This window comes from Sphingopyxis sp. A083 (genome assembly GCF_001468495.1).
GTDB lineage: Bacteria > Pseudomonadota > Alphaproteobacteria > Sphingomonadales > Sphingomonadaceae > Sphingopyxis > Sphingopyxis terrae.
In genome coordinates this window covers 76,178-94,380 of sequence record NZ_LNSK01000004.1, presented here as the reverse complement: position 1 = coordinate 94,380, position 18,203 = coordinate 76,178, and the positions used below count along the sequence as shown (strand labels likewise).

The window sequence follows — 18,203 nt, the reverse complement described above, 5'->3', positions numbered from 1 at the left end:
TCGTCGGTTCCTTTCGATATCAGGCAAAGCGGCCGCGGCGGTTCGCGGCGCTGTCGTCATCGCGCGCGTCGGCGCGATCATTGGCGGTTTCGATCAAATGGCTCGCGTCGGGCGCAGCGCCGCGTCCCTGGTTCTGGCCCTGTCCCTGACCCTGGGCGAGCGACGGGCGCCCGGCCTGATCGGGGGTGCAGGTCACTTCGGCGCCGGCAACGCGGACGCCCTGCTGGCGGAGATCCTCGACCAGTCGCGGCTGTGCGGCGGCGACGATCGCGGCGGTGCTTTCATGCTGGGTGTCGAGCTTCATCGACACGCTGTCGCCGTCGAGTTTCATCGCGACGTCGAGCCGGCCGAGGTGGCGCGGCATCAGGCGGAAGCTGAGGTCGCTCTTGTCCGATTTGGTCGCGGCGATATCGGCGGCGAGCTGCGCGATCCAGCGATCATCGCTCGTCAAGTCGAGCGTGCGTTCGGCGAGCGGCGCCGCCTGCGCCGGGGCACCGATGCTTGTGGCGCCGGGCGCGGCGGGCTGATTGAACAGCACGGTCATGGAAGCGCCGCCTTCGGCACGGATCGGCTTGGCCGCGGGTTCGGCGGCGGGCGCCGGCGTAGCGGTGGCGCTCTCGGCCTTCGCAGGCGTTACGGCGGGTGCGGCGGGGGCGTCGCGGCCTTGCGGCGCGGCCGGGGCAAGTGCCGGCTTGGCAGCCTTCGCGGGCTTGTCGGCAACCGGCGCGGAGGCTTCGGGCGCCACCGCATTCGCGGCGGCAGGCAGCGGATTGACGGGCAGGGGCACGGCGGGAGGCGTCGTTCCCGCCGTCGCGGCAGCGTCGGCCGTCGGCGCGGCGTCGGTCGCTTCAGCATCGGCGCGGCCGGTGCCGGTCTTCGCCGGATCCGCGGCGGGCTTGGCGGGCTTGCCGGTCAGCGCGGCGAGCAGGCTGGCGGCATGTGCCGCGGCATCCTGCGTATCGGGTTGCGGGACGTCCGGGCCGGCACGCTTGGGCGCGGCCTTGGGCGACGTGTCGCCGGCCAGGATCGCGGGCGCCGCTTCGGTATCGGCGCCGGGTGCCGCCTTGGCATCGGTCGCGGGCTTTTTGCCGCCGACGATGGCGGCAAAATCGGGTGTCACGACCCGCGGTGTCTCGTCGGGGGTGGTGGTAGTCGGCACGGCATCCGCTGTCGGCGCCACCGCGCCCGCCGCTTCGGCCCCTGCGAGCGCGATCACGCTCGCGGTCGTCGCCGTCGCCGGAACATCGCTGGTCGGCGCAGCGCCAGCCGTGCCGGTCTTGCCGCTCGTCGCTGCACCGGGAAGCGTCGCGAGGAGCTGGCCGAAGCCGCCGTCCTCGCCCATGCCGTTGGCGGGCGTCTGACCGATATTGGCCAGAAAGGCCGCGAAGCCGGGCTGGCTCGCGCTCTGGGGCAGGCCGGGCATCATTCCGGGCCGCCTTCGACCAGGCGTAGGCTCATCGTGCGGCGGCGGTGCGGGCGGTTCGCGTCGGCGCGGCGTTCCATCTCGACTTCGGCCGACTTGCGGCTGCGTTCATAGAGGCGCACGGCCGATTCTTCCTTCATCAGCGCGCTTTGCGCGAGCACGCCCATTTCGTCGCGGCGGGCGCTGGCGTTGACCAGCGGCGTCGCAAGATTTTCCTTCGCCATGTCGAGCCGCATGCTGAGTTCGCCGACCGTATTGAGCGCGCGGCCCGCGACGACGCCCCGGGCGACCGCAAGGTCGGCGCGCAGCGCCTCGAGCCGGCGCGACAGCTCGACGAGGCTCGCAAGCTCGCCATTGGCGCGCGCCAGATTGGCCTCCGCCATCTGATGTTCGACGGTGCGCACGCGAATGATACGTTTGCGGCGTGCGGTGCGAGCGGTCATGCAGAATATCCTTCGATGAGTGACTGGCGTGCGGTCTGAAAGTCGACCTGGGCGCCGGCGGGCTGGGTAACGAATGCAAGCTGGTCGGCGCGCCGCGCGATCGCGGTGTCGAGCACCGGATCGGTGCCGGCGACATAGGCGCCCATCAGCATAAGGTCGCGATTCTCTTCATAGGCGGACCAGAGCTGGCGGAAGCGCGCGGCGGCGGCGGCGTGATCGGCATCGACCGAATCGGCCATGGTGCGCGACAGTGACCGGGCGATGTCGATCGCGGGATAGACGCCCTGTTCGGCAAGCTGGCGCGACAGGATGATATGACCGTCGACGATCGCGCGCGCCGAATCGACGACCGGATCCTCGATGTCGCCGCCATCGGCGAGTACGGTGTAGAGCGCGGTGATGGACCCGCCGGTGACGCGGTCGTTGCCGGCGCGTTCGACGAGCGAGGGGATGAGCGCGAAGGTCGAGGGCGGATAGCCCTTCATCGTCGGCGGTTCGCCCAGCGTCAGCCCGATCTCGCGCTGCGCGTGCGCGACGCGGGTCAGGCTGTCGATCAGCAGCAGCACCTTCTTGCCGTCTTGGCGAAAGGCTTCGGCGATCGCGGTCGCGCGCATCGCGGCGCGCAGACGGAGCAGCGGCGGATGGTCGGCGGGAACCGCGACGACCACCGATTTCTTGCGGACGGCGGGCGGCAGCTTGGTTTCGACAAAGTCGCTGACTTCGCGGCTGCGCTCGCCGATCAGGCCGACGACGATCACGTCGCACTCGGTGCCTGCGATCATCTGGCCCATCAGCACCGATTTGCCGACGCCCGACCCCGCGATGATCGCGACGCGCTGGCCTTCGCCGACGGTGAGCAGGCCGTTGATCGCGCGCACGCCCATGTTGAGCGGTTTGGTCACGCGGCCGCGGCGCAGCGGATTGACCTTGCGGCCGGCGAGCGGCCACTGGAACTGCGACTTGACTGGCGGGCGACCGTCGAGCGGATTGCCCTGCGCGTCGATGATGCGGCCGAGCAGCGCCTTGCCGACGGTCACCATGCTCGACGCGCCATGCGGTTCGACCGGCGCGCCGGTGACGAGCGGCATGTTGGTGTCGAAGGGCAGCACGAGACTGCGGTGTCCGCGAAAGCCCACGACCTCGCCGTTCACATATTCATTATTCGCCGACTTGATGCGGACATTGCTGCCGAGCGGCTGGGGAAAGCCCGATACTTCCAGCATGATGCCTTCGTGCGCGACGAGCGTGCCGATGCGGCGCGGCGATGCGTCGCTGAGGTCGACGGGGTCGAGCAACTGGCGTGCGGTCATGGCGAGGCGGCGGGTCATGCGGCGGCGCCCTGGCTGCCGAGCGCGGCACGCAGCTCGTCCAGGTAGACCGCGCGGCCATGCTCGATCCAGCCGGCCGAGGTTTCGACGCGGACGGTGCCGCGCGCCATCGACGGATCGCTTTCGATCGGCAGCGCGATCGGCGCGTCGATGAGCAGCACGGCGTCGGCGGGATTGACCCACAGGGTGCGCGCCTTGTCGGCTTCGGCGACCATCGCGGCGGCGGTTTCGGCCTGCGCGCGCAGCCAGTCAGCCTCGATCGGCGCCGCCTCGACGATCTGGCGGACGAGCCGCTCGACCGTTTCGGCGATCAGCTGCGCCAGTTCCTCGCTGGGTTCGTCCTGCAGCGCTTCGGCGGCGGCGACCATCGCGAGCAATTGCTGGCGCTCGACCGCAAAGGCGGCTTCGGCGAGGCGCTGGCCTTCGGCAAGCCCGCGCGAAAAGGGGTCGTCGGCGGGTTCGGCCGCCGCTTCGGCGACCGGCGTCAGCGGAGCACTGCGCGGCTGGCCGAACTGCAACGGGCGAAAGCCGCCGTCGCGCGCCATCGCATGGGCCAGCGCGGCAACGGTCGATTCGGACGCGAGATCAGACATAATCGTCGCCCCCGCCCGCGAGCATGATTTCGCCCGATGCCGCCATCTGGCGGACGATCTGCATGATCGACTTCTGCGCCTCGTCGACGTCGGTGCGCTTGACCATTGTCATTTCGGCCATTTCGTCGCGGATCGTTTCCGATGCGCGCTGCGACATCGTGGACAGGCACAGATCGACCATGTCGGCGTCGGTGCCCTTGAGCGCGACCGCAAGGATCGCCGCATCGACCGAGCGCAGCACGGTGCCGATGCTCTTCTTGTCGAGTTCGCGCAGATTTTCGAAGATGAACATCTCTTCCTCGATCGCCTGGGCGAGCAGCTTGTCCTGCTTCTTGAGCGCGCGGATCGTGCGTTCGGACAGCGACTTGGGCATTTTCTTCATGATCTTCGCGACGTCGCTCGGGCCGCCGATCGGCTGCTTGGCGACGCGCTGGCCGCCGACATTGGCAGAGGCGAGAACCGATTCCAGATCCTCGATCGCGGCGGCGGGGACGGTGGTAAGCTGCGCCGCGCGCAGCACCAGATCGGCCTGCAGGACTTCGTCCAGCGTTTCGATCGCGCGCGCCGCGACGTCGGGGATCAGCACCGACAGGATCAGCGCGCCGACCTGCGGATGTTCGCTGGCGAGCAACGCGCTGATCGCCTCGACATCCATCCACCGCAGCATTTCAAGCGACGCGGCGCTCGACTGCGGCGCGACCGCGGCCAGGATATTGTCGGCGCGGACATTGCCCACCGCCTGATTGATGACGGTGCGGATACGCGTTTCGGCGCCGATGGCGAGCGCGCTGACGTCGCGGCTGCGCACGACGAACTGGTCGAGCGCCTGTTCGATCTGCGTTTCGCTGGCGTTGGCGGCGTCGAACATGCCCTTGGCAAGCTGGCGCACCTCATCGGGATCCAGATGCTTGAGGATCGTGGCGGCGTCGCCTTCCTCGAGCAGCATCAGCAGGATCGCGGCGGCGGCCGATCCTTCGATGGCAGGGCGCAGGCCGACCGCGGGTGCGATCTCGCCGGCGACATCGATGTCGTCAGCCATGGGCGCCCTCCTGCATCAGCTGGCGCACGACAAGCGCGGCGCGCGCCGAATCCTGGCGGACGAAGGCGCGGACCAGATTGGCGCGCGCTTCATAGCTCGGCGCGGCCTCGATCATCTCGAGCGTGATTTCGCTGCCGCCGCGCGGCGCGTCGAGCGCGGCGCGGTTTTCGGTGGCGGTCAGCAGCGACTGTTCGATCTCGGCATCGCGTTCGGCGCGCGCGGCCGCGCGCTGTTTGGCCGACTTGATCATCGGACGGCCGATGAACAGAAAGGCGAGCAACGCGGCGAGCACGGCGCCGATCTGCTTGGCGAGCGGCATGAACCACGGCTGGTCGTAGAAGGCTGGGGGGACATCGTCGACCTTCGCAAAGGGACGCTGGCTGATCGCGACGACGTCGCCGCGCGTCTGGTCATATCCGACCGCGCCTTTCACCAGCCCCTCGATCTTGGCGAGGTCGGCTTGGGTCAGCGCCTTCTGGCCCTGGTTGAGCGCGACCGCGATCGACAGGCGCTTCAGGCGGCCCTGTGGCTGGTGCGTGACAGAGATTTCGCGGCCGACCTCATAGGCGCGGGCCGAATTTTCGTTGCTCTGCGTGTCGGTGGTCGGCGCGCCGGCGGGCGTCGGCGCGGGGGCATTGTTGGTCACGGTGGTCGCCTGCGGCGGCTGGTTCGACAGCGCGCCGGGGATGCCGACGGCGGGCGGTGTGCTCTGGCCGCTGACGACTCGGCTCACCTGTTCGGTGCGCAGCGCGCGGTCGTTCTCGGGGAAGCTTTCGCGCGTCGCCTGGCTTTCCGACATGTCGACGTCGGCGTGGACCTCGACCGAATAATTGCCCGAACCGAGCATCGGGCCGAGCAGCGTTTCGAGCGCGCGGCGGAAACGGTCCTCCATCTGCATCTGAAGCTGGAAGCTCTTCATGTCGCCGCTGCTGGCGCCGTCGGAGAGCAGCGCGCCGCGCTGGTCGATCACCTGGACCTCGTCGGCGTTCATGCCGGGAACCGAGGAGGCGACGAGGAAGCGGATGCCCTGAACCTGCGCATCGCTGAGGCTGCGGCCATTCTGCAGCGTCAACATCACCGACGCGGTGGCGGGCTTGTCGTCGCGGACGAACAGGCTGGGTTCGGCGGCGGCGATGTGGACGCGCGCGGTCTTGACCGCGTCGATCGTCTCGATCGTGCGGGAAAGATCGGCTTCGCGCGCCGAGCGCAGCGTTTCGCCTTCGATCGCGCGGCTCGACCCCATCGGGAGCGAGGCGATCAGGCTGTCGCCGCTCGGCTGCGCCTTGGGCAATCCCTGCCCGGCGAGCGCGATGCGCGCCTGATACAGCTTGTCGGCATCGACGGTCAGCGCGCCGGTCGTCGGATCGATGGTGTGGCCGATCCCCTGCGACTGGAGCGCGTCGGCGACGGCGGCCTTGTCGCTGTCGTCGAGCCCGGCGAAGAGCTGCGCCTGCGGCGCCGACTGGGTCATGAAATAGGCGAGCGCGGCAAGGCCGATCGCGGTCGTCGTGGCGATCGCGGGCAGGGCGCGCTGGACGGCGGGCTGGCGGACGAACTGCTGGACGGGCGCAAAGCGGCCACCCATCGCGGGGAGGGGCAGCCGGTTCGTATCGGCAACGGGGGCAAGGAGTTGAGCTTCGGCCATGGATTACACCGGCATGTTCATGATGTCGCGATAGGCGGACAGCAGCTTGTTGCGGACCTGCAACGTTGTTTCGAAGCCGAGCGAGGCCTTCTGGCGTTCGATCATCACGCTCACGATGTCGTGCGTGTCGCCGCGTTCATAGGCTTCGCTGAGGTCGCTCGCCTTCGCCTGCTGGGTATTCACTTGCTGCAGTGCGCTGGCGATCGCCGATCCGAAATCGGGTGCCGCACCGGCACCCGCGGCGCCGCCCGCAGCCGCGCCGCCGGCGGCGCGTTGCAGCGCCTGGTTCTGATTGAGAATCGAGCTGCGCATTTGCAGCAGTCGGCTCTGGTCAATCGTGCTCATAAGCTTTCATCCGTCCTGGTGCGCGGCGGTTCGCCGCACGCACAAAGAGTAATGCAAAGCCCGTGCCAAAAATTTTTTACGTTGGAAAACAGATGTTTGAATGAGATTGCCTGTTGCCCGCTGCGCCCGACGGCGTTTTTTTGACGCGCCGGCTTAATCCGCCGCCGCCGCCGCCGTTACAGCTTTCGTGACCGCTCGCTGAGCCCTCACACCACGGGAATGGCCAAGGGGCCGGAAAGGAACATTATGACTGTCATCAACACCAATGTGAGCGCGCTTCGCGCCCAGAACAGCTCGCGTGTTGCCAATCGCATGCAGTCGCAGGCTATGGAACGTCTGTCGAGCGGCAAGCGCATCAACAGCGCCAAGGACGACGCCGCCGGCCTCGCCGTTGCAACTCGCATGCAGGCTGCCTCGCGCGGCTTCACCCAGGCGATCCGCAATGCCAACGACGGCATTTCGCTGGCGCAGACCGCCGACAGCGCTGCTGGCAGCGTTTCGGACATCCTGGTTCGTATGCGCGACCTGGCGATGCAGGCTTCGACCGGTACTCTCAGCAATGCCGACCGCGGTCTGGTGCAGAAGGAAGTTACCGCGCTGATCTCGCAGATCGGCGACATCGTCGGCCAGACGACGTTCAACGGCAACAAGCTGCTCGACGGCAGCGTCACCGCAGGCTTCGATATCCAGACCGGTATCAACACCGGTGAAAAGGTGAACATCACGATCGGCAAGCTTGATGCGACGACGCTGGGCGTCGACACGCTTTCGGTGGCCACGGCGACCGGCGCGACCGGTGCACTGGCGACGCTCGACACCGCGATCACCACGGTCGCCGGCGAACGCGCCAACCTCGGTGCGCAGCAGAACCGTCTTGAAGCGGCTGTCGATAATTTGACGTCGCGTGTCACCAATCTGGACGAATCGCGCTCGCGCATCGAAGATGCCGACTTCTCGGCTGAATCGACGAAGCTGGCGGCCGCGCAGATCCTGTCGCAGGCTTCGACGGCGATGCTCGCCCAGGCGAACCAGAGCGCCCAGGGTGTGATGAACCTGCTGCGCTAAGCGCGGAACATCGCAAACATCTCAGGCTATATTTGGTTGGTCCCTTTAATAGCCTGATCGGATGCCCCGGCTCCCCACAGCCGGGGCATCTTTTTGCGTGCGGGGCGGAGGCTCCCCGCTTCAATGAAAATCGCGTGACTTGGGCAGGATGCGGACATTGCGCGGATGACTGTGCCGCGCGCCCGGCGTGCGGCCGCGCGGCATTTGCGGGTGCTTGACCTCGTCGGCCCGGCACAAGTCGGGATCGAAACCGCGATCGCTGCCCAGTGCGTCGAGCATTGCGGTGCGATCGACGATGCGGGTCGCCATCAGGTGGATGACGCCCTCCTTGCTGCGCTGCACCTCGCCTTCGGCCAGCATCAGCCGCGACGCCATGACGGCGCGGCGATAGCGTTCGAAATGGCGCGCCCATAGCAGGATGTTCACGATCCCGCCCTCATCCTCGATGGTGATGAAGATCGCATTGCCCTTGCCCGGCCGCTGGCGGATCAGCACGACCCCCGCGGTGCGGACGATCGACCCGTTCTTCGCCGCCGCAACTTCGCCCGCGCTCAGCACGCCTTCGCGGGCGAAGGCGGGGCGCAGAAAGGCCATCGGATGGCCCTTCAGCGACAGGCGCGTCGTCTGATAATCGGTCAGCACCTGTTCGACCGGCGGGGTCGGCGGCAGGCGTACATCGTCTTCGGTGCCCAGTTCGTCGGCGCCGGCCGCACCGAACAGCGGCAGCACCCCCTGACGGACGCGCCGCGCATCCCATAGCGCGGGGCGCCGTTCGAGCCCCATCGACCGGCATGCGTCGGCATCGGCGAGCAGGCGCAGCGCGCGCGGCGGCAGGTTCGCGCGGCGTGCGAGTTCCTCGACCGATGCGAAGGGCGTGTTGCGCGCGTCGGCAATCTGCTTCGCCCATTCGGCGCGAAACCCCTCCACCTGCCGAAAGCCGAGCCGCAGGGCGAGGCTACCGTCGGCGCGGGGTTCGAGGCTGCTGTCCCAATCGCTGGAATTGACGTCGACCGCGCGCACCTCGACGCCATGCTCGCGCGCATCGCGGACAAGCTGCGCCGGCGCATAAAAGCCCATCGGCTGCGAATTGAGCAGGCCGCAGGTGAAAACGGCGGGGTGGTAATGCTTGATCCATGACGAGACATAGACAAGCCTCGCAAAGGACTGCGCATGGCTTTCGGGGAAGCCATAGCTGCCAAAGCCCTCGATCTGCTTGAAACAGCGTTCGGCGAAATCCTGCGTGTAGCCCCGCCGCACCATGCCGCCGATCATCTTGTCCCGGAAATTCTCGATCGTCCCGACGTTGCGAAAGGTCGCCATCGCGCGGCGCAGACCATTGGCCTCCTCGGGCGTGAAATCGGCGGCCACCATCGCCAGCTTCATCGCCTGTTCCTGGAATAGCGGCACGCCGAAGGTCTTGCCGAGCACGTCGTGCAGTTCGTCGGGTGGGTGCGGCGGGGCAGGCTTGGGGAATTCAACCGGCTCCTCGCCGCATCGCCGGCGCAGATAGGGGTGGACCATGTCGCCCTCGATCGGGCCCGGCCGGACGATCGCGACCTGCACGACAAGGTCATAGAATATCTTGGGTTTCAGGCGCGGCAGCATGTTGATCTGGGCGCGGCTCTCGACCTGAAACACCCCGATGCTGTCGCCGCGCTGGAGCATCTCATAGACGGCCTCGTCGCCGCAATCGATGTCGACCTCCAGCGTATGGTCGCCCAGCCCGTGCGCACGCATCAGGTCGAAGCATTTGCGAATGCAGGTCAGCATCCCGAGCGCGAGAACATCGACCTTCATCAGGCCGAGCGCATCGATGTCGTCCTTGTCCCATTCGATGAAGGTGCGGTCCTCCATCGCGGCATTGTGGATCGGCACCAGTTCGTCGAGCCGCCCCTGGGTCAGCACGAAGCCGCCGACATGCTGCGACAAGTGGCGCGGCGCCTTCAGCAATTCGCCGACGAAGCGGTGCAATCGCTCGATCTCGCCATTATGGGGGTCGAGCCCGGCTTCGGCCAGCCGTTCGACCGGCACCTCGTCGCCCCAGCTTCCCCAGCTCGTATCGGCGAGCCGCGCGGTCACATCCTCACTGAGGCCCAGCGCCTTGCCGACCTCGCGGATCGTGCTGCGCGGGCGATAGTGGATGACGGTTGCGGCGATCGCGGCGCGGTCGCGCGTGTAGCGGCGGTAGATATATTGGATCACTTCCTCGCGCCGCTCATGCTCGAAATCGACGTCGATGTCGGGCGGCTCATCGCGCTCGGCCGAGACGAAGCGGGAGAAGAGCAGGTCGTGCTGCATCGGATCGACCGAGGTGACGCCGAGCAGGAAGCAGACAATCGAATTGGCCGCCGATCCGCGCCCCTGACAGAGGATCGGGGGTTCTTGCGCGCGCGCGAAACGGACGAGATCGTGGACGGTGAGGAAATAATAGACGTAATTCCGCCGCCGGATCAGCCGCAGTTCGTTGCCGATCAGCTTGCGGACTTTCGCCGGCAAGGGCGTGCCATAGCGCGCCTCGGCCGCTGTCTTCACCAGATGGTGCAGATAGTTGAAGGGCTTCCATCCCGGCGGTACCGGCTCGTGCGGATATTCGTAGCGCAGTTCGTCGAGCGCGAAGCCGATACGGTCGAGCAGTCGCGCGCTTTGCTCGACCGCTTCCGGACAGGCCGCGAACAGCCGGCGCATCTCGGCCGGCGCTTTCAGATGGCGTTCGCCATTGGCGTGGAGACGCCGGCCCGCCTTGTGAAGTGTCGTGCCCTCGCGGATACAGGTGACGATGTCGTGGAGCGGGCGCTGCGCGGAGGTCGCGTAGAGCGCATCGCTGGTGGCAAGCAGCGGGATGTTCACCGCCGCCGCCAGACGGTGCAGTCGCGCCAGCCGCCGCGCGTCGGCGCCGCCCCGGGGCATGGTCGCGGCGAGCCAGGCCGATTTCGGACGTGCATGCTTGAGCTGGCGCAGCAGGGCCTCGTCGCCACCCGTCGCGATCAGCAACAGATCGTCGCAATGCGCGAGCAGATCTTCGAGGTGAAGGATGCAGTCGCCCTTCTGCGCGCGCAGATTGCCGGTCGATAACAGGCGCGTCAGTCGGCCCCAGCCATGGCGGCTCACCGGATAAGCGATAATGTCGGGAGTCTCGTCGGCGAACGCGAGCCGGGCGCCGACGACCAGCCGGAATCCCGCCACCGCCTCCGGCTGCTTGACCTGCAGCTCTTTCAGGAAGGCCCAGGCCCGCACCACGCCTGCGACGCTGTTGCGGTCGGCGATGCCGATGCCCGTCATGCCGAGTTCAAGCGCGCGCGCGACCATTTCGGCGGGGTGCGAGGCGCCGCGCAGGAAGCTGTAGTTGGTCGCAGCGACCAGTTCGGCGAAGCCGGGATCGGCGTCGGGGCAAGGCGCGCTCATGCAAAGACCCCGTGAATATACCAGCGCGGGTCGGGCTTTTCATCGTAGAGGCCGTGGCGGAACAGCCAGTAACGGCGGCCCTGCGCATCCTCGACGCGGTAATAGTCGCGCGTCAGCCCGGCATTGTCGCGGCGGCGCCACCATTCGGCGGCGATGCGTTCGGGGCCTTCGAAGCGGCGCACCGCATGGAGCGTGCGGCGCCAGCGGAAGCGCTGCGGCGGGCCGTCGGGGACTTCGGCGATCACTTCGATCGGCTGCGGCGGGTCGAACAGGTGAAAGGGGCGCAGTGGCGGTTCGCCCGGCTCGGTCGCGGTCCAGGGCGTCGGCGGCGGCGCCTCGACCGCGGGAAAGGCAAGCTGCGCCTGTTCGGGGATATGGGTATCGGCGCTGCGCAGCCGCCGAACGCGCCCGCGCCCCAGCCGGGTCGCCAGCCGGTCGGCGAGTTCGTCGACGGCGGCGGCGCCCCGCGCGGTGTTCGCCGCCCCGCCCTCGAGCCTGAGCTGGCCGGCACCCAGCGCCTCGATCCGCGGGACGGCGAGGCGGATCATGTCGAAACCGAAACCGGGGTCGATCGGGTCGCGCAGGCTGTCGATCCGTTCGGCGAACAGACGCATGACCAGATCGGCGTCGCGCGTCGGCTGGCCGGTTTCGATCGCGATGCTGCGCGCGAGCCCGTCGCTGCGAAAGAAGGTCGCGCGAAAATGGCGTCCGCCCTTGCCGCGTTCGCCAAGCGCGACGGCAGCCTCGGCGGCAAGCTCGGCGAGCACCGCAGCGGCATGGGCGCTGCTACCCAGCGGTTCGGCGAAACGGCGCTCGACGACGATCGGCGGAGGCCGGATGCGCGGGTCGAGCGGGCTTGGCGCATCGCCGAGCAGCCGGCGTAGTGCGTTCGCTGCCTCGGCCCCGAAACGCGCGGCGATTGCGGCCACCGGACGGCCCGAAAGATCGCCGATCGTCTTGAGCCCCGCGCGGACGAGCGCGGTCGTCGCCTCCGCCTCCAGCCCCAGCGCCGCGACGGGCAGGCGGCGCACCGCCGCGGCCTCGTCGGGGGCGGGGAGCGCCTGGTAGCGCGCGAGCGCGCGCGCCGCATCGGCGGTCCCGGCAAGCGCGCTGCGCAGGGTCATTCCCAGCCTGTCCATGCGCTCTTCGACATCGGCGACAAGCCCTGCTTCGCCGCCGAACAGATGCGCCGCGCCCGCGATGTCGAGGATCAGCCCGTCGGGGGCGTCGAGCGCGACGAGCGGCGTGTAGCGCGCGCAGCCCTGCGCCAGCCGGTCGAGCCAGGCGGCATCGGCGACGGGATCGTGCGGCACTACGGCAAGGTCGCCGACCTGCGCGCGGGCATCGGCGAGCGGCATGCCGGGGGCGAGCCCCAGCGCCGCGGCGTGCGGATCGACGCTCGCGAGACGGAGCGCCCCGCGCTGCTTTTCGGCAAAGACGATCGGAGCGTCAGGCGGCGGCGCGGCGCGGCACAGCCGTTCGGCCGGGAGCCACGGGAAGAAGAGCGCCAGATAGCGCCGCCCCCCGGAAGACTTGCTCATCGCGATTCCATTCCATCTGCCAGCGGGCGCCCGCGGGGCCGCCGCGCCAGCGTATCAGGTCGAGGGTGAAGCCCGGGGCGCCCGGCGCATCGGCCTCGAGCGCGGTCGAGGGCGCGGCGGCGACCGTCCAGCGCGTTTCCGCCACGCTGGGTGCGGGAAGGGTGTTGAGCCGCAGCATCAGCAGCACGGTCCCCGCATCGCGCGCACCGAGTGCCAGCCGCCGCCCCGCGGTCAGGTCGAGCGCGGGCCACGCTCCCCAGCTTTCGACGATAACCGCCGCCGATCCGCCGCACCGCACCGCGTCATTGGCGCAGGCGAGGAGCATTTTGGGGTCGGCGGTTTCGACGAGCAGCAGCCGGTCGGGGTCGCCGCCAAGCTCGGCGATGCCGGGCGCATAGATATGCCCTGCGCGCCGTGCGGCATCGGCGGTGCGCAGCCACAGCAGCGGCGCCGCGCCGGGCGTACGCAGCGCGAGCAACGCGGCAAAGGCGGCGGCGCTCGTCGCATCGAGCGCGTCGGCTGCGAAAAATTCATGCGTCTTGCCGATCGCCAGCCCGCCGCCGATCGCCGCATCGAAATCCGCATGGCCGCTCGCCAGCCAGCCGCCATCGCCCCCGCCGGACGGGGCGCCGCTATCGGCGAGCCGGGCGACGCGTTGGCGCAGCGCGGCGAGAGAGGAAGACGACTCGCGCATAATGTTCCTGATTTGTTCTATTAGCGCGCGAGCGGACGGGGTTGTCAAGCGGAGTCGGGATTCGCGTCTTGATTGCGCTCTAAGGCGCCGCGGACCCCGCGCTGCTGTCGCCGCCAAGCGCGCGGAACAGGGCGATGCGGGTCTGGACGAGCAGCAGGCCCGTCGCGATTTCGCTGCGCCGCGCGGCATAGAGGCTGCGCTGCGCGTCGAGGCTGGCGAGGAAACTGTCGACCCCGCCCTTGTAGCGCGCATCGCTGAGTCTCGCCGTGTCGGCCGCGGCTTCGGTGTTGGCGGCGGCGGCGCGGACGCGCTCGGCGATTGTGCCCTGCACCGCGAGCGCGTCGGCGACTTCGCGAAAGGCGGTCTGGATCGCGCCTTCATAGCTGGCAAGCGCGGCATCGCGCTGCGCCTCGCTCACTGCCACCCCGGCGCGGCGGCCACCGAAATCGAAGATCGAGGCGCTGGCATCGCCGCCCGCCGACCAGGTGAAGGAACCCTTGTCGAACAGGCTCGACAGCGCGTCGCTGGCAAAGCCCAGCAGGCCGGTCAGCGAAATCGTCGGAAACAGCCGTGCGCGTGCGACGCCGATATCGGCATTGGCGGCGCGCAGCAGATATTCGGCCTGGATCACGTCGGGCCGCCGCAACAGGATTTCCGACCGCATCCCGGCCGGGGGCGCCGCAACCGCGGGCGTCACCTCGGCCAAGCTGGCGGGGAACAGCGCCGGATCGACATCGCCGCCGACGAGCAGGCGGATCAGATTTTCGTCCTGCGCGATCGCAGTCTGCTGCTGCGCGATCGCGTCCTCGGCGGTCGCCAATATCTGTTCGGCTTGCCTGAGGTCGGTGCGGGGCGCGACGCCGCCGTCGAGCCGCGCCTTCGTCAGCCGGACATTTTCGCGCGCATTGGTCGCGGTTTCCTGCGCAATGGCGAGCAGGTCGCGGTCGGCGCCATAGGCGGCCCAAGCATTGGCAAGATCGGCAATCAGGCTCAGCCGCACGGTGCGCGACGCGGCCTCGGTCGCCAGCGCGCGGTCGCGGTCGGCGGCATTCGCGTTGGCGAGGCGCCCGAACAGGTCGAGTTCGAAGGCGGTGACCCCGCCTTGCAGCGCGAAACTGCTGCCCGCGCCGCCCGTGCCGCCGGTGCCGCCACGGTCGGCATAGTCGCCGCTCGCGCTGACGCCGATCGCCGGGAATTGCGCTGCCCGGCTGACCCGCACCTGCGCGCGCGCCGCCGCCAGATTGGCATAGGCGGTGCGCAGGTCGCGATTGTTCGCGAGCGCCTGTTCGACGAGCGACTGGAGCCGCGCGTCGGTGAACAGCTGTTTGTAGGACAGGATCGGCAGCGCTGCCTCGCTCTGGATCAGATAGGCGTCGCCGACCGGCCAGCCCTGCGGCACCGGGGGCGGCGGTAACGCCGTCTTCGGCGCAAGCGAACAGCCCGCGAGCATCAGCGGCGCTGCGATCATCAGGAAGGGCGCGCGTTTCATGCCGTCACCTCCGCGCCGCCGTCCTTTTTGCCGAAGCGCCGGCGCAGCGCGGCGAGCCCGTCGCGCACGCCGCGGCGCACGAGCACGAAGAAGAGCGGGATGAAGAAAATGGCGAGCAGCGCGGCAGTCAGCATGCCGCCGATCACCGACGTACCGATCGCAACGCGGCTGTTGGCCCCCGCACCGGTCGCGATGGCGAGTGGCAGGACGCCGAAGATGAAGGCAAAGCTGGTCATCAGGATCGGACGCAAGCGGATGCGCGCCGCCTCGACCGCTGCCTCGATAACGCGGCGGCCCTTGCGTTCCTCCTGTTCGGCGAACTCGATCATCAGGATCGCATTCTTCGCCGCCAGTCCCATCGTCGTCAGCAACCCGATCTGCAGATAGACGTCGTTTTCCAGCCCGCGCAGCGTCACCGCGAAAACCGCGCCGACCAGCCCGAGCGGAATGATCAGCAGCACCGCAAGCGGGATCGACCAGCTTTCGTAAAGCGCGGCAAGGCAGAGGAAGACGACGAGCAGCGACAGGCCATAGAGCAGGGGCGCCTGCCCCGACGACAGGCGTTCCTGATAGGAAGCCCCCGCCCAGGCGACGCTGGTGCCGGGAATTTCGGCCGCCATCCGCTCCATCTCGTCCATCGCCTCGCCCGAACTGACGCCGGCGGCCGCCTGCCCCGAAATTTCGAACGCCGGGACGCCCTGAAAGCGCGAGGTGCTGGCCGGGGTGGTCGACCAGCCGATGCTCGAAAAGGCCGAGAAGGGCGACATCTCGCCATCGGACGAGCGGACATACCATTGCCCGATGTCGTCGGGCTTGGCGCGATAGGGGGCGTCGCCCTGGACATAGACGCGCTTGACGCGGCCCTTGTCGATGAAGTCGTTGACGTAGCGGCCGCCCCAGGCGGTCGCCAGCGTGTTGTTCACATCGCCGTTGCTGAGCCCATAGGCGGTCAGCCGCTGCGTATCGATATCGACCTTCAGCGTCGCAACGTCGGGAAGGTCGCTGAGCCGCACCGAGGTCAGCTTGGGGTTGGCGTTGGCCATGTCGAGCAGCCGGTCGCGCGCCGCGACGAATTCGGCGCGGCTCATCCCGCTGCGGTTCTGGAACTCCATCGTAAAGCCCGACGAATCGCCAAGACCGCGCACCGCGCCGGGAACGAGGGCGAAGACCTGTGCGTCGCGCAGGCCCGACAGCGCCTTGCGCGTCCGGTCGGCGATCGCGTCGGCAGTGTTCTCCTTGCCGGGCCGGTCGTCCCAGTGGACGAGGTTCAAAAAGCCCTGGCCGGTATTCTGGCCGGTCGCACCGCCCCCGCCGCCGCCCGCGACGAGGAAGAGCGCGCCGACATTGGCCTTTTCCTGGCTCAGCAGATATTTTTCGACGCTGTCGCGCACGGCGAGCGTGCGTTCCTGCGTCGCGCCCGCGGGCAAGCGGAACTGCACCGAAACGCGTCCCTGATCCTCATTGGGCAGAAAGCCGGTCGGCAGGCGCACGAACATCAACACCAGCAGCACCAGAATGATGGCGTAGATGCCAAGGAACAGCCATTTGCGGTCGACGACGCGGGTCACGCTGCCGACATAGCCGCGAACCGTGCGGTCGAACCGCGTGTTGAAGCCGTCGCGGGCGCGGATCATCGCGGCGTGCAGGCGCGGGAAACGGTGCGGCCGATCCTCGTCCCCGCCATGGCTGCGCGGCTTGAGCAGGGTCGAGGTCAGCGCCGGGCTGAGGATCAGCGCGACGAGCACCGACAGCGCCATCGCCGACACGATGGTGATCGAGAACTGGCGATAGATGACGCCCGTCGATCCCCCGAAAAAGGCCATCGGCAGAAACACCGCCGACAGCACCATCGCGATCGCGATCAGTGCGACCTGCAATTCCTTCATCGACTGGATCGTCGCCTCGCGCGCCGACATGCCGGGATTCTCTTCCATCAGCCGCTCGACATTCTCGACCACCACGATCGCGTCGTCGACGAGCAGGCCGATCGCGAGCGTCAGGCCGAACAGGGTCAGCGTGTTGATCGTGAAACCGGCGATATAGAAGACGCCGAAGGTGCCAAGCAGCACGACCGGCACCGCGATCGCCGGGATCAGCACCGCGCGCCAGCTTTGCAGGAAGACGAACATCACCAGCACGACCAGCAGGATCGCCTCGAACAGCGATTTCTGCACTTCGCTCACCGACAGCTTGATGAAGGCGGTGGCGTCGTTGGCATAGGCATAGGTCAGGCCGTCGGGAAAATCCTGCGCCAGTTCGGCAACGCGCGTCTTGACCCGGTCGGCGGTTTCCAGCGCGTCGGAGCCGGGCGACAGCGAGATCGAGATGCCCGCACCCGGATGGCCGTTGATGCGCACGATGGTGCCGTAATTTTCGGCGCCGACCTCGACCCGCGCGACGTCTCTGATCCTTACAGTCGACCCGTCGGGCAGCGTCTTGAGCACGATATTCTCGAACTCGTCGGGCGTCTGCAACCGCGACTGCGCGGTTACGGTCGCATTCAGCATCTGCCCCTCGGGCGCCGGGGTGCCGCCGACTTCGCCCGCCGCGACCTCGCTGTTCTGTGCGGTGATCGCGGTGACGACGTCGCCGGGCATCAGCGACACCGCGGCGAGCCGCTGCGGGTTCAGCCAGATGCGCATCGCATGCGGCGAGCCATAGACATTGACGTCGCCGACGCCTTCGACGCGCGACAGCGGATCCTGCACGTTTGACGACAGATAGTCGGACACATCCTGGTTCGATCGCGTGTCGGTGGTGTCATAGACGCCGACAAGCAGCAGCGAATCCGAATTGGACTTGGTGACGCGCACGCCCTGGCTCTGAACCTGTTGCGGCAGGCGCGAGATGGCGGAGGCGATCTTGTTCTGCACCTGCACCTGCGCGATGTCGGGATCGGTGCCCTTGGCGAAGATGGCGGTAATCGTCGCCTGCCCGCGCGAACTCGACTGCGAGCTGAAATAGAGCAGGCCGTCGATGCCGGTGAGCTGTTGCTCCAGCACCTGCGTGACGCTGTTCTCGATCGTCTCGGCCGAGGCGCCGGGATAGCTGGCGCGGATATTGACCTGCGTCGGCGCGATATCGGGATATTGTTCGATCGGCAGCGAAAACAACGCGCCGAGCCCGCCGAGCATGACGACGATCGCCAGCACCCAGGCGAAGATCGGCCGATCGATGAAAATGCGCGACATGGGGC

The 18,203-nt window shown here is 68.2% G+C and carries 13 protein-coding genes; 1 reads left to right on the top strand and 12 read right to left on the bottom strand.

Annotated features, from left to right (window positions below):
- Nucleotides 1–19 precede the first annotated feature (19 nt).
- Genes ATE59_RS09495 through fliE form a run of 7 tightly spaced genes read right to left on the bottom strand, consistent with a single transcriptional unit; the run spans nucleotide 20 to nucleotide 6,816 of the window.
- On the bottom strand, nucleotides 20–1,426 hold the full coding sequence (locus ATE59_RS09495) for a flagellar hook-length control protein FliK (RefSeq protein ID WP_058812232.1): 1,407 nt from the start codon (nucleotides 1,424–1,426) through the stop codon (nucleotides 20–22).
- Nucleotides 1,423–1,866 (bottom strand): hypothetical protein, encoded by a 444-nt coding sequence (locus tag ATE59_RS09490; RefSeq protein ID WP_058812231.1) that lies wholly within the window; start codon nucleotides 1,864–1,866, stop codon nucleotides 1,423–1,425. The genes ATE59_RS09495 and ATE59_RS09490 overlap by 4 nt, the downstream gene beginning before the upstream one ends.
- On the bottom strand, nucleotides 1,863–3,194 hold the full coding sequence (locus ATE59_RS09485) for a FliI/YscN family ATPase (RefSeq protein WP_058812230.1): 1,332 nt from the start codon (nucleotides 3,192–3,194) through the stop codon (nucleotides 1,863–1,865). Before ATE59_RS09485 ends, ATE59_RS09490 begins: the two co-directional genes overlap by 4 nt.
- Nucleotides 3,191–3,787: a FliH/SctL family protein gene (locus tag ATE59_RS09480; protein ID WP_058812229.1), complete on the bottom strand. Its 597-nt coding sequence runs from the start codon at nucleotides 3,785–3,787 to the stop codon at nucleotides 3,191–3,193. The genes ATE59_RS09485 and ATE59_RS09480 overlap by 4 nt, the downstream gene beginning before the upstream one ends.
- On the bottom strand, nucleotides 3,780–4,826 hold the full coding sequence (locus ATE59_RS09475; protein ID WP_058812228.1) for a flagellar motor switch protein FliG: 1,047 nt from the start codon (nucleotides 4,824–4,826) through the stop codon (nucleotides 3,780–3,782). The genes ATE59_RS09480 and ATE59_RS09475 overlap by 8 nt, the downstream gene beginning before the upstream one ends.
- Nucleotides 4,819–6,471 carry a flagellar basal-body MS-ring/collar protein FliF gene (gene fliF / locus ATE59_RS09470; RefSeq protein WP_058812227.1) on the bottom strand — a complete coding sequence of 551 codons (1,653 nt, stop codon included), beginning with the start codon at nucleotides 6,469–6,471 and terminating at the stop codon, nucleotides 4,819–4,821. Before fliF ends, ATE59_RS09475 begins: the two co-directional genes overlap by 8 nt.
- Nucleotides 6,472–6,474: 3 nt before the next feature.
- Nucleotides 6,475–6,816 (bottom strand): flagellar hook-basal body complex protein FliE, encoded by a 342-nt coding sequence (fliE, locus tag ATE59_RS09465; RefSeq protein ID WP_003041419.1) that lies wholly within the window; start codon nucleotides 6,814–6,816, stop codon nucleotides 6,475–6,477.
- Between the two features lie 246 nt (nucleotides 6,817–7,062).
- Here fliE and ATE59_RS09460 point away from each other — a divergent pair, with 246 nt between their 5' ends.
- Nucleotides 7,063–7,881 carry a flagellin N-terminal helical domain-containing protein gene (locus ATE59_RS09460; RefSeq protein ID WP_058812375.1) on the top strand — a complete coding sequence of 273 codons (819 nt, stop codon included), beginning with the start codon at nucleotides 7,063–7,065 and terminating at the stop codon, nucleotides 7,879–7,881.
- A 120-nt stretch (nucleotides 7,882–8,001) separates the two neighbouring features.
- On the opposite strand, the gene ATE59_RS09455 is transcribed toward ATE59_RS09460, so the two are convergent.
- The 5 genes from ATE59_RS09455 to ATE59_RS09435 all read right to left on the bottom strand — a co-directional run bounded on the left by ATE59_RS09455 (nucleotide 8,002) and on the right by ATE59_RS09435 (nucleotide 18,198).
- Nucleotides 8,002–11,283 carry an error-prone DNA polymerase gene (locus ATE59_RS09455; protein WP_058812226.1) on the bottom strand — a complete coding sequence of 1,094 codons (3,282 nt, stop codon included), beginning with the start codon at nucleotides 11,281–11,283 and terminating at the stop codon, nucleotides 8,002–8,004.
- Nucleotides 11,280–12,824 carry a Y-family DNA polymerase gene (locus tag ATE59_RS09450; RefSeq protein WP_058812225.1) on the bottom strand — a complete coding sequence of 515 codons (1,545 nt, stop codon included), beginning with the start codon at nucleotides 12,822–12,824 and terminating at the stop codon, nucleotides 11,280–11,282. The genes ATE59_RS09455 and ATE59_RS09450 overlap by 4 nt, the downstream gene beginning before the upstream one ends.
- Entirely contained in the window at nucleotides 12,733–13,518 is a 786-nt protein-coding gene (locus tag ATE59_RS09445) for an ImuA family protein (RefSeq protein WP_058812224.1), read from the bottom strand. The genes ATE59_RS09450 and ATE59_RS09445 overlap by 92 nt, the downstream gene beginning before the upstream one ends.
- A gap of 79 nt (nucleotides 13,519–13,597) precedes the next feature.
- Entirely contained in the window at nucleotides 13,598–15,007 is a 1,410-nt protein-coding gene (locus ATE59_RS09440; protein ID WP_058812223.1) for an efflux transporter outer membrane subunit, read from the bottom strand.
- Nucleotides 15,004–18,198: an efflux RND transporter permease subunit gene (locus ATE59_RS09435; RefSeq protein WP_058812222.1), complete on the bottom strand. Its 3,195-nt coding sequence runs from the start codon at nucleotides 18,196–18,198 to the stop codon at nucleotides 15,004–15,006. Before ATE59_RS09435 ends, ATE59_RS09440 begins: the two co-directional genes overlap by 4 nt.
- Nucleotides 18,199–18,203: the final 5 nt, after the last annotated feature.